The organism is Microvirga sp. 2YAF29, from assembly GCF_052114605.1.
Classification (GTDB): domain Bacteria; phylum Pseudomonadota; class Alphaproteobacteria; order Rhizobiales; family Beijerinckiaceae; genus Microvirga.
This window is the reverse complement of sequence record NZ_JBFRFB010000001.1, coordinates 435,762-447,366: the sequence shown is the minus strand read 5'-3', so window position 1 is coordinate 447,366 and position 11,605 is coordinate 435,762. Positions and strand designations below refer to the sequence as shown.

The following is an 11,605-nucleotide window of genomic DNA, read 5'->3' as shown; positions in this document are numbered from 1 at the left end:
CATGAGTGGGCGGCGGACAGTTCAGGTGCTACTGATGCTCGGCGGGCTCTTGGCCTGGGCTGTGCAGTTCACTGTGATCTATGCCGTGACCTCGACCCTTTGCGGACGTGGATGGGCGGATGCGACCTTGCTGGGCTTTCATATCGTCCCGGCAACGATCGTGGCGACCACGCTTCTCATGCTCGCCGCCACCGGCATCCTCCTGCTCATCTCGTTTCGCATCTATCGGCAGGTGAGGGGTGAGCCGGTCGCCCCGGCCGATCTCTTCATGAGCCAGGCGAGCGTCCTGATCAACGGCTTCTCGCCCATCGTGCTGATCTGGCACGCGGTGCCGGCCTTCCTTCTTCCATCCTGTGCATGAAGCCGAGAGGTTAACCCGGACATGATCGATTGGCAGGAATTGTTCATCCCGACCCATCCGATCCTCTCGATCATCGTGCGTGGGACGCTCACCTACATCATGCTGTTCCTGATCCTGAGATTCTTTCTCAAGCGGCAATCGGGTGTGATTGGGATCGCCGATCTGCTGGTCATCGTTCTCATCGCCGATGCGGCGCAGAATGCTATGGCAAGCGAATACAAGTCCATCACCGAGGGTGGGATACTCGTGCTCACTATCGTATTCTGGAATTATGCGGTCGATTGGCTCGGATATCGCATTCCCGCTTTCCAGCGCCTGACCCGCCCGCCGCCGCTTCTGCTGATCAAGGATGGCGAGATGATCTTCAGAAACATGCGCCAGGAGATGATCACGACCGAGGAGTTGAACAGTCAGCTTCGCCAGCATGGCGTCGAGCATTGCTCCAAGGTGAAGCGGGCCTATATCGAAGGCGACGGGCGGATCAGCGTCATCCGAGCGGATAAAGGCGAGACGGGTTCGAACGATGCCGCGACGAGGGCAGTGACCTGAAAATCGGTCCTTTGGTCTTCAGCCCATTAAAGCCGTCCGGTCGATTTCCGTAATTGTGCGCCGCCCTGTGAGCGCCATGGTGACGTCGAGCTCACGCGCGATGATGCTGATGGCTTTCTCGACGCCCGCTTGCCCGCCGGCGCCAAGGCCATAGTTGAACGCGCGCCCGATCAGGCAGAATTTCGCACCGAGCGCGATGGCGCGCACGACATCCTGGCCGGAGCGGATGCCGCTGTCGAACATCACCTCGACCTGTTCGCCCACGGCTTGAGCGATGGGAGGCAGCATGGAGATGGCCGAAGGCGCACCATCGAGCTGACGGCCACCATGGTTCGACACCACAATGGCATCGGCGCCCGTGTCTGCCGCCTTGCGGGCATCCTCCACATCGAGAACGCCTTTCAGGATCAGCTTGCCCGGCCATATCCGGCGGATCCAGGCCACGTCGTCCCAGTTCAGCGTCGGGTCGAACTGGGTGGAGATCCAGGCCGCGAGGGATGTCGCCGCCGACATGCCCTTTACGCCTTCCAGGTTGCCGAAGGTCTTGCGTTTGCCACGCAGCACGCTTAGCGCCCAGGCGGGCTTGGTCGCTACATCGAATACGTTCTTGAAGGTGACGCGCGGCGGCACGGTCATGCCGTTCTTGATGTCGTTGTGACGCTGGCCCTGCACCTGGAGGTCCAGGGTGAGGACGAGCGCACTGCACTTGGCGGCATGCGCCCGCGCCATGAGTGACTCGGCGAAGCTTCGGTCTCGCATCACATAAAGCTGGAACCAGAACGGCACTGTTGTCGCCGCCGCCACATCCTCGATGGAGCAGATCGACATGGTGGACAGCGTGAACGGAATGTTGGCCGCCTCGGCGGCCTTCGCCGCGAGGATTTCGCCGTCGCCGTACTGCATGCCGGTCAGGCCCACGGGAGCGAGGCCGAAGGGCAGAGCGCGCCTGACGCCGAGAATGGTCGTTTCGGTCGAGCGGTTGCCTACATCCACCATGACTCGCTGGCGCAGGGTGAGCGCCTTCAGGTCGCGGCGGTTTGCATTCAGTGTCTCCTCAGCATAGGAGCCCCGGTCGCAATAATCGAAGAAGGCACGAGGCGTGCGGCGGCGATGAAGATCGCGCAGATCGTCGATGCAGGTGATCGTCTTCATGGCACTCTCCAGGTGCGAGGTCGGGTAGCGTCAGACGATGCCGCCGCTGCCTCCGACGACCGCCGGGCGTTCCTTGCTCACTTCAGCGCGATATCCGCTTGCGCGATAAGCTGCCACCGGATCGATGGCGCTACCGGCCTTCAGGCGGGCCATGGCGAGGATCGGCTCGACATCCGTGCGGAAGCCGTTTTTCAGGGTCTCGGACGCCATGAGGGCGTCATTCGATTCCTGATAGTTTTCCAGCGCCTTCCTGTCCACGATCAGGGCCTGCGCATAGGCGCGTCGGATCTCGTTAGTGCTGCGGATCAGGCTCTCGATGGGGTCGGTCACATTATGAGACTGGTCGATCATATGCGCCGGACGGAAATCCGGAACCTTGCGATGCTCGGCATCCACCAGCTCATTGAAAACGAGGAACAGGCGGTAGGGGTCGATGGAGCCCGCATCCAGATCGTCGTCGCCGTATTTCGAGTCGTTGAAGTGGAAGCCGCCCAGCTTGTCGAACTGGATGAGGCGCGCCACGATCATCTCGATATTCACGTTTGGCGCATGGTGCCCGAGATCTACGAGGCAGTACGCCTTCTCGCCGAGCTCGGTGGCGATGAGGTAGTTGGTGCCCCAATCCTGCACGACCGTGGAATAGAAGGCCGGCTCATACATCTTGTGCTCGGAAAAGATGCGCCAGTCGCCGGGCAACCGCTGATAGATCGCCTTCATGGCATCGAGGTAGCGCTCGAAGCTCTTGGTGAAGTTGGTCTGGCCGGGGAAGTTCGAGCCGTCGCCGATCCATACGGTCAGCGCCTTGGAGCCGATGGCCTCGCCGATCTCGATGCACTCGATATTGTGCTCCACCGCCTGCTGGCGGGTCGCCGCATCCGCGTGGCTGAGAGAGCCGTATTTGTAGCTGTGCTCCTGCCCCGGGGCGTCCGAGAAGGTGTTGGAGTTCATGGCGTCGAAGCCGAGGCCCAGGGCATCCGCATGGGTCTTCAAGCGGCGCGGATCGTCCACTTTGTCCCACGGAATATGCAGGGAAACGTTGGGTGTCGCCTGGGTCAGTTGGTGGATCACCGCGCAATCGTCGAGTTTGTCGAAGATGTTGCGTGGCTCGCCGAGGCCGGGGAAACGGGCGAAGCGGGTGCCGCCGGTGCCCACGCCCCAGGAGGGGACAGCCACGAAGAACTGTCCCACCTTCTCGGTGATCGCATCGATGCTGATGCCGTCGCGAGCGAGCTTCGCCCCAAGAGCGTCGTAGTCGGCTTTCAACGCGCCGTTGCGCTTCTCGTTGTCGGCGGCGACGACCTCAGTCCGGATTTTCTGTTCTGCCATGGTTTCCTCCCCGGCCTGATCTTAGCGCGTGAACGACATGGCGTTGCCGGCATCCACATTGATGATGTTGCCGGTGGACTTCGCCGAGGCGTCGGAAGCGAGGAAGTAGATAGCTTCCGCGATATCCTCCGGGAACACGTTCAGCTTCAGGAGTGAGCGCTTACGGTAATGCTCCTCCAGCTCGTCGACAGCGAGCTTGGACGAGGCCGCGCGCTGCTCGCGCCATTCGCCGGACCAGATCTTGGAGCCGCGCAGCACCGCATCCGGGTTGACCGTGTTGACGCGAATGCCGGCATCCGCACCTTCGAGCGCCAAGCAGCGGGCGAGATGGATCTCGGCGGCCTTGGCGGTGCAATAGGCTGAGGCGTTGGGAGAGGAGGCGAGGCCGTTCTTGGAGGCCACGAAGACGATGTTGCCACCAAGCTTCTGGCGGCGGAACAGGCGGAACGCCTCACGGGAGACCAGGAAGTAGCCGGTCGCCAGGATGTCCATGTTCTTGTTCCACATGGCAAGATCCGTGTCCTCGACCGGAGCAGAAGACGCGATGCCCGCGTTCGACACCAGAATGTCGATGCCGCCGAATTCGACCGAAGCCTCGACGAAGGACGAAAGAACCTCGTTCTCGCTCGTGACGTTGAGCTTGACGCCGCGGACGGCATCCTTGCCGAAGCGTTTGGCGAAATCGTCCATGGTACCGTCGAGCGAGTCCTGGTCGATATCGGCCAGAAGCACGCAGGCGCCCTCGGCCATCAGCCGCTCGGCCGTTGCACGGCCGATGCCGCCCGCGCCGCCGGTAATGAAAGCCACGCGGCCCGCAAGGCTCTTTGGCTTGGGCATGCGCTGGAGCTTGGCTTCCTCAAGGAGCCAGTACTCGATGTCGAAGGCTTCCTGCTCGGGCAGGCCCTGATATTCGGAGACCGAGGATGCGCCGCGCATCACGTTGATGGCGTTCACATAGAACTCGCTGGCGATGCGGGCCGTGGCCTTGTCGCGGGCAAACGAGAGCATGCCGACGCCGGGGATCAGGAAGATCACCGGGTTCGGGTCGCGCATCTTCGGGCTATTGGCGTGCTTGCACTGTTCGTAATAGCGCGTGTAGTCGGCGCGGTAGGCGTCAAGCGCCGCATCGAGGCCGGCGACGATGGCATCGACATCCGGTGACTTCGGGTTGAACTCAAGCACGAGCGGACGGATTTTGGTGCGCAGGAAGTGGTCCGGGCAGCTGGTGCCGAGCTGGGCCAGCGGCTTCAGGTTGGCGGAATTGACGAATTCCAGAACCGCATCCTGATCGTCGAAGTGACCGAGCTTGCGCTCGTCCTGACCGATCTTGCCGCGGATTTCCGGCATCAGGCGCGCGGCGATCCTGCGGCGCTCCTCAACCGAGAGGCTGGTAGTGACTGCGCCGCCGAAGGCAGCCTTGCCGGCGGTCGTTTTCGCGAACCACTGGATGGCATGGTTGATGATGCGCAGAGTCAGCTCGTAGCAATCCTTGGCGTTGTCCGCCCAGGTGAAGAGGCCATGGCTTTCGAGCACGACGCCCTTGGCCTCCGGGTTCGCCTTGGCGAAGGCTTCGAGGTCGAGACCGAGCTGGAAGCCGGGGCGGCGCCAGGGCAGCCAACCGATTTCGTCACCGAAGATCGCTTTCGTCAGCTCGCGTGAGTTCTTGGAAGCGGCAATCGCGATGATCGCGTCCGGGTGCATGTGGTCCACATGCTTGTAGGGCAGGAAGCCGTGCAGGGGCGTATCGATGGAGGCGGCGCGGGTGTTCAGGTTGAAAGTCGCGTGGGGCAGGAAGCCCACCATGCGGTCCTCATCCTCGACGCTCTTGTAGAGGTTCTTCAGCGATAGCAGCTTGTCCATGTAGAGGGTGGCGAAGCCGTCGAGCTTGATGGTGCCTACATCGCCGCCGGAACCCTTCACCCACAGAACCTCGGCCTTCTGGCCGGTGAGCGGGTCGGTCTCCGTCACCTTGGCCGAGGTATTGCCGCCGCCGTAATTGGTGATGCGCTTGTCGGCGCCGAGCAGATTGGAGCGGTAGAGCAGCAGACCCGGCTCGTCGAGGGTGGCCGCCTTCGTGTCATCCCACCTGTTGTCGAGCAGCTTCACGGTTTGCGTCGCAGTATCCACGGGTTCCTCCTGCCAAGCTGAACAAGGCGCGCATGCCTCACGATTAGGCGGAGAACATTCGCGAGACCCCGATCCTTGTCAACCAAAACCGATCAAAAACGCTCAAATATTGTCATTATACGAAGGGATAAGACTGGAAATGATTGACGCTTATAGGATTCTCCAAGACGCTAGTGTTGCCTGTAAGCGGATTTGATGGCCTCTTGATGGTCCTGCTCGTTTCAATGGCACTTTGGTGAGGAAATATGCACGAACGTGAAAGGCATCGGATCATTCTCAGCCTCGTTCAGGAGAGGCCCGTCGCGACCATCCAGGACCTGGTGGAGTTGACGGAAGCCTCCGAGGCGACGATCCGCCGGGATATAGCGGCCCTCCACGTTCAGGGCCGCCTGCGTCGCGTGCGCGGTGGCGCAGAGGCCCTCCATCCGCAACAGATCAGCCCGCTCGCCGCCAAGCCGTTCCGGGTGTCGGAAGGGGAGAACGCCGCCAAGAAGCGCGCCATTGCCCGCGAGGCCGTAGCTCTCTGCCATGATGGCGATGCCATCATCATCAATGGCGGCACGACCACGTTCCAGATGGTGCATTACCTTTCGACCCGCCGCATGCAGGTCTTCACCAATTCCTTCGCGATTGCCGAACATCTGATCAAGCATTCCAAGAACCAGGTGATGCTGCCGGGCGGTTCGGTCTACCGCGACCAGAGCATAATACTCTCGCCCTTCGACAATGACGTGACGCGCAATTTCTATGCGCGCCGCATGTTCATGGGCGCTCAAGGCGTCGGCGCGCTCGGCGTGATGGAGCAGGATGCCCTCATCATCCAGGCCGAACAGAAGCTCATCAACCAGGCCGACGAGCTGGTTCTGATGGTGGATTCCACCAAGTTCCAGCGCCGTTCGAGCCTCATTCTCTGCCCCCTCAATCGCGTCTCCACCCTGATCACCGATGACGGCATTTCGGGTCAGGCGCGCGCGATGATCGAGGATGCGGGCATCAAGCTGATCGTCGCCGGGGTCTCGGCCACGGAGGCGAAACAGGAATCCTCATCGGCGGCGTGAAGTCTGCCGGAGGTGTTTTGAAACGGGAGGAAGACAATGAAATTATTCGCGAAACTCGCCGTCGGTACGGCCCTGGGACTTGCGCTTCTCTCAAGCGCTGCCAGCGCAGAGAACCTCAAGATCGGTCTTGTGGTGAAGTCCCTCGGCAACGGCTTCTTCGAGGCAGCCAACAAGGGGGCACAGCAAGCCGCCAAGGAACTCGGCGGCGTCGACATCATCTATACCGGCCCCACCTCGACCACGGCTGAAGGCCAGATCGAAGTGATCAATGCGCTCATCGCCCAGAAGGTCGATGCCATCGCGATTTCCGCCAACGATCCGGATGCGGTCGTTCCGGCCCTGAAGCGCGCCATGCAGCGTGGCATCAAGGTGATCTCGTGGGATTCCGGCGTCAACAAGGACGGCCGTATTCTGCACCTCAACCCGTCTTCGAATGAGCTGATCGGCAACATGTGCCTGAAGCTCGCCGCCTCGCACCTGCCGGACGGCAAGGGCGATTTCGCCATTCTCTCGGCCACCTCCACCTCAACCAACCAGAATGTCTGGATCGCCGAGATGAAGAAGCAGCTGCCGAAATATCCCGGCCTGAACCTCGTCACGACCGTTTACGGCGATGATCTTGCCGATAAGAGCTACCGTGAAGCACAGGGCTTGCTCACCTCGCAGTCGAACGTGAAGGTGATCGTGGCTCCGACGACAGTCGGTGTCCTCTCCGCCTCGCAGGCCGTGAAGGATGCCGGCAAGATCGGCCAGGTCTACGTGACCGGTCTCGGCCTGCCGTCCGAGATGGCAGGCGCCGTGCATTCGGGTGCGACGAAGGAATTCGCGATCTGGAACCCGATCGACCTCGGCTACTCCGCGACGCAGCTTGCCTACCGTCTCGCCAAGAAAGAGACAGACGGCAAGCCCGGCTCCGAGATCAATGCCGGTCGCATGGGCAAGATCAAGATCGGCGACAACGGCGAAGCCGCCATGGCCGATCCCTTTGTCTACAACAAGAGCAACGTGGACGAGTTCGCCAAGATCTTCTGAGATCTGAAAGACATCCCGGGGAAAGGCGCGGGGTAACCGCGCCTTTCTTGCTCATATCCGAATAACGGCGGGAGTTCCCATGTCTGTCGTACAGGCCGTTCCTCACGATCCGGCGCCGCTCCTGGAAATGCGCGGCATTTCCAAGTCCTTTCCCGGCGTGAAGGCGCTCGACAACGTCGATGTCGCGCTCTACCCGGGAACCGTGACGGCGCTGATCGGCGAGAACGGCGCGGGAAAATCCACACTCGTCAAAATCCTGACTGGTATCTACCAGCCGGATGGCGGCGAGATCGTCGTTGATGGGACGCCCGTGCATTTCGCCAATGCGGAGGCAGCCATCCGCAGCGGCATCACGGCGATTCACCAGGAAACCGTGCTGTTCGACGAACTCTCCGTCTCTGAGAACATCTTTCTCGGCCATGCCCCGCGCAACCGACTGGGCCTCGTGAATTGGAAGGCCATGAATGCGCGGGCAGCGGCCCTGCTCACCTCTATCGATGCGCCGATCAGCCCCTATACGCGCCTGAAAGACCTCTCGATCGCGCAACGCCATCTCGTTGCTATTGCACGCGCTTTGTCGGTCGAGGCTCGCGTCGTCATCATGGACGAGCCCACGGCGGCGCTCTCCTACAAGGAAGTGGAAGACCTCTTCCGTATCATCGAGCGGCTGAAAAAGCAGGGCAGGGCGATCCTGTTCATCAGCCACAAGTTCGAAGAGGTATATGAGATTGCCGAGCGCTTCGTCGTCTTCCGCGACGGGCGCTCCATTGGTTCCGGGTCGCTCGCTCAGACCGGCCAGGACGAAATCGTGAAGATGATGGTGGGCCGCTCGGTCGATCACGTGTTTCCCAAGATCGAAGTGGCCATCGGCGACACGGTTCTGAAGGTGGCAGGCTATTCCCACCCAACCGAGTTCAACGACATTTCCTTCGCTTTGCGCCGGAGCGAAATTCTCGGCCTCTACGGTCTCGTCGGGGCAGGGCGGTCGGAATTCTGCCAGTCCCTGTTCGGCATCACGCAACCTAGCGCCGGCAGCGTCGAACTCGAAGGCCGGGCCATCGAGATCCGCTCGCCCTCCGACGCGATTTCCGCCGGCATCGTCTATGTGCCGGAGGAGCGCGGGCGTCATGGCGCGGTGCTCCAGATGCCGATCTTCCAGAATTTTTCTATGGCGACGTTGAGCAAGACGACGCGGGCGGGCTTCCTGCGCCAAGCCAAAGAATACTCTCTCGCACGCCGCTATGCGGAGCGTCTGGACCTGCGGGCTGCCGCCTTGTCGGTGCCGGTCGGCACGCTGTCGGGCGGCAACCAGCAGAAGGTGGTCATCGGCAAGTGGCTCGCCACCAAGCCGAAGGTCATCATTCTCGACGAGCCGACGAAGGGCATCGACATCGGCTCCAAGGCCGCTGTTCACGCCTTCATGAGCGAGCTCGCGAGCGAGGGCTTGAGCGTGATCATGGTCTCGTCGGAGCTGCCTGAAATCCTTGGCATGTCCGACAGGGTGATCGTGATGAGGGAAGGGCGCATGGCCGGCATCTGGGAGCGGGACGGGCTCGACGCCGAGACCCTGGTGCGCGCCGCCACCGGCAATGAGTGATGGGATGAAAGACGCGATGAGCCGTATCCTGAAATACCGCGAACTCCTGCTGGTGGCGATCATCATCGTTCTGATCGGGGCCTTCACCTCGCGCGCGCCGGGCTTTGCCTCGCCCAAAAGCCTCGCGAACATCTTCAACGACACGTCGATCCTCATCATTCTGGCGCTCGGCCAGATGGCGCTGATCCTCACCAAATCCATCGATCTCTCGGTGGCCGCCAACCTTTCCTTCACAGGCATGGCAGTCGCGATGCTGAACGCTGCGTTCCCGAGCGTTCCGCTGCCTCTGCTCATCGCGGCGGCGCTCGGTATCGGAGCGATGCTCGGCGCCATCAACGGCTTCATGGTGTGGAAGATCGGCATTCCCGCCATCGTGGCGACGCTCGGCACACTCACGATCTATCGCGGCATGGCTTTCGTGCTCTCGGGCGGTGCCTGGGTCAATCAGACCCAGATGACGCCGGTCTTTCTCAACACGCCGCGCCTGCCGGTGTTGGGTCTGCCCCTGCTCGGATGGACGGCGATCCTCGTGATCGCAATCGTTGCCCTGCTGTTCACGCGCACGGTTTTCGGGCGCTCACTCTATGCCGCAGGCGGCAATCCCACCGCGGCGCTTTATGCGGGGGTGGATGTGGGCCGCACGAAATTCTTCGCCTTCGTGCTCTCCGGTGCTCTCGCGGGTCTCTGCGGTTATCTCTGGGTATCGCGCTACGCGGTGGCTTATGTCGACATCGCAGCGGGCTTCGAGCTCGACACGGTCGCCGCCTGTGTCATCGGCGGCATCTCGACGCTTGGCGGCATCGGCTCCGTGGGTGGCGCGGTGCTCGGCGCCCTGTTCCTCGGGGTGATCAAGAACGCGCTTCCGGTCATTAATATCTCGCCCTTCTGGCAGATGGCGATCTCCGGCTTCGTCATCATCGTCGCCGTCCTCTTCAACGCTCGCCAGGAGCGCCGCAAGGGCCACCTGATCCTTCGCGACGCTGCGAAGGCGCGCGCCGTGCCCATTCAGCCCTCCGTGGAAGGAGCCGCCGTATGACCACGCTTGCAGCCGAGAAGCAGCCCGTGCGCCATATCCCGGACAAGCTTTCCACGCCTATCGGGCGGCTGTTGGGAAGCTGGGAGGCGCTGCTGGTGGCGGTGGCCATCTCGATCTTCATCGCCAACTCGTTCGCTTCGCCGCACTTCCTCGATCCGTGGAACCTGTCGGACGCTACCTACAACTTCACCGAAAAAGCCATGATCGCCTTCGCGATGACTCTGCTCATCATCTCGGGCGAGATCGACCTGTCCGTGGCGGCCATCATCGCATTGGCTTCGACCGCCATGGGCGCAGCCGCTCAGATGGGCTTCCAGACGCCCGCGCTCGTCTGCATCGGCCTTGGCGTCGGCCTGCTTTGCGGCGCGTTCAATGGCCTGCTCGTGGCGCGCATTGGCCTGCCGTCCATTGTGGTCACCATCGGTACCATGAGCCTCTTTCGCGGCATCGCGCAGATCGTTCTGGGTGATCAGGCCTATGGCGGCTATCCGGCGAGCTTCGCCTGGTTCGGGCAGGGATACATGTCGGATTTCTCCTGGTGGCCGACGCTGCCCGGCTTCGAGGTCGTGACCTTCGAGATGGTGGCCTTCGTCGTCTTCGCGATCCTCTTCGGCATCCTGCTGCACAAGACGACCTTCGGGCGCTGGATCTACGCCATCGGCAACAACGCCTTCGCCGCGCAATTCTCCGGCATCCCGGTGCGCCGCACGAAATTTGCCCTGTTCCTCATGACGGGCGTGATGAGCGGGTTCGCCGCCGTGTGCCTTACCTCGCGGCTGGGCTCGACCCGTCACACCATCGCTGCCGGCTGGGAGCTTGAGGCCATCACCATGGCAGTGCTCGGTGGCGTGAGCATTCTCGGCGGCTCGGGCACCATTCCCGGTGTCGTGCTGGCGGCCATCGTCATGGGGCTCGTCACATTCGGTCTTGGCCTGCTCAACGTGCCCGGCATCGTCATGTCCATCTTCATCGGCCTGCTGCTGATCCTCGTGATCGCGCTGCCGATCCTGGTCCGCCGCATCCACTCAAGGAGCGCCGCATGAGCACCAGAGAGAAATATGCCTTCAAGATGCAGCTCAATCCCGGAATGGAGGCGGAATACCGCCGCCGCCATGACGAGATCTGGCCGGAGTTGGAAATGCTGCTCAAGGATGCGGGCGTCGAGGATTATTCGATCCATCTCGATCCTGAGACGAACATCCTTTTCGCCGTGCTCTGGCGCCTGGTACCGCACAACATGGCGGACCTTCCGAACCATCCGGTGATGAAACGCTGGTGGGCTCACATGGCCGATATCATGGCGACGAACCCGGACAAGTCACCGGTCGAGAAGCCGCTCGTCACCGTCTTCCATATGGCGTGACCGC

11 protein-coding genes are annotated in these 11,605 nt (G+C 61.9%); 8 read left to right on the top strand and 3 right to left on the bottom strand.

Features of this window, described 5'->3' with window-relative positions; all coding sequences use genetic code 11:
* Nucleotide 1 precedes the first annotated feature (1 nt).
* Nucleotides 2-361, top strand: coding sequence for a hypothetical protein (locus AB4Y85_RS02085; RefSeq protein ID WP_441983186.1), 360 nt, complete (start codon nucleotides 2-4; stop codon nucleotides 359-361).
* A gap of 21 nt (nucleotides 362-382) precedes the next feature.
* A complete protein-coding gene (locus tag AB4Y85_RS02080; protein WP_441983185.1) occupies nucleotides 383-910 on the top strand; it encodes a DUF421 domain-containing protein in 528 nt (175 codons plus the stop codon).
* Nucleotides 911-928: 18 nt separating this feature from the next.
* Here AB4Y85_RS02080 and AB4Y85_RS02075 read toward each other — a convergent pair whose 3' ends face one another.
* From AB4Y85_RS02075 to AB4Y85_RS02065, 3 genes are read right to left on the bottom strand one after another with little or no spacing between them, the layout of a single operon-like run.
* Nucleotides 929-2,062 carry an alpha-hydroxy acid oxidase gene (locus AB4Y85_RS02075; protein WP_441983184.1) on the bottom strand — a complete coding sequence of 378 codons (1,134 nt, stop codon included), beginning with the start codon at nucleotides 2,060-2,062 and terminating at the stop codon, nucleotides 929-931.
* A gap of 30 nt (nucleotides 2,063-2,092) precedes the next feature.
* Nucleotides 2,093-3,388: an L-rhamnose catabolism isomerase gene (gene rhaI, locus AB4Y85_RS02070; protein WP_441983183.1), complete on the bottom strand. Its 1,296-nt coding sequence runs from the start codon at nucleotides 3,386-3,388 to the stop codon at nucleotides 2,093-2,095.
* 21 nt (nucleotides 3,389-3,409) lie between these two features.
* Complete coding sequence (locus AB4Y85_RS02065) at nucleotides 3,410-5,515, bottom strand: bifunctional rhamnulose-1-phosphate aldolase/short-chain dehydrogenase (protein WP_441983182.1); 2,106 nt, start codon at nucleotides 5,513-5,515, stop codon at nucleotides 3,410-3,412.
* A gap of 245 nt (nucleotides 5,516-5,760) precedes the next feature.
* Here AB4Y85_RS02065 and AB4Y85_RS02060 point away from each other — a divergent pair, with 245 nt between their 5' ends.
* The 6 genes from AB4Y85_RS02060 to rhaM all read left to right on the top strand — a co-directional run bounded on the left by AB4Y85_RS02060 (nucleotide 5,761) and on the right by rhaM (nucleotide 11,601).
* Nucleotides 5,761-6,573 carry a DeoR/GlpR family DNA-binding transcription regulator gene (locus AB4Y85_RS02060; RefSeq protein ID WP_441983181.1) on the top strand — a complete coding sequence of 271 codons (813 nt, stop codon included), beginning with the start codon at nucleotides 5,761-5,763 and terminating at the stop codon, nucleotides 6,571-6,573.
* A gap of 36 nt (nucleotides 6,574-6,609) precedes the next feature.
* The gene (gene rhaS / locus AB4Y85_RS02055; protein ID WP_441983180.1) at nucleotides 6,610-7,605 is read left to right on the top strand and encodes a rhamnose ABC transporter substrate-binding protein; all 996 of its coding nucleotides are present in this window, start codon (nucleotides 6,610-6,612) and stop codon (nucleotides 7,603-7,605) included.
* A 79-nt stretch (nucleotides 7,606-7,684) separates the two neighbouring features.
* Nucleotides 7,685-9,202 carry a sugar ABC transporter ATP-binding protein gene (locus tag AB4Y85_RS02050; RefSeq protein ID WP_441983179.1) on the top strand — a complete coding sequence of 506 codons (1,518 nt, stop codon included), beginning with the start codon at nucleotides 7,685-7,687 and terminating at the stop codon, nucleotides 9,200-9,202.
* Nucleotides 9,203-9,218: 16 nt separating this feature from the next.
* Entirely contained in the window at nucleotides 9,219-10,238 is a 1,020-nt protein-coding gene (locus AB4Y85_RS02045; protein ID WP_441983233.1) for an ABC transporter permease, read from the top strand.
* Nucleotides 10,235-11,281: an ABC transporter permease gene (locus tag AB4Y85_RS02040; protein ID WP_441983178.1), complete on the top strand. Its 1,047-nt coding sequence runs from the start codon at nucleotides 10,235-10,237 to the stop codon at nucleotides 11,279-11,281. The genes AB4Y85_RS02045 and AB4Y85_RS02040 overlap by 4 nt, the downstream gene beginning before the upstream one ends.
* Nucleotides 11,278-11,601 (top strand): L-rhamnose mutarotase, encoded by a 324-nt coding sequence (gene rhaM / locus AB4Y85_RS02035; RefSeq protein WP_441983177.1) that lies wholly within the window; start codon nucleotides 11,278-11,280, stop codon nucleotides 11,599-11,601. The genes AB4Y85_RS02040 and rhaM overlap by 4 nt, the downstream gene beginning before the upstream one ends.
* Nucleotides 11,602-11,605 lie beyond the last annotated feature (4 nt).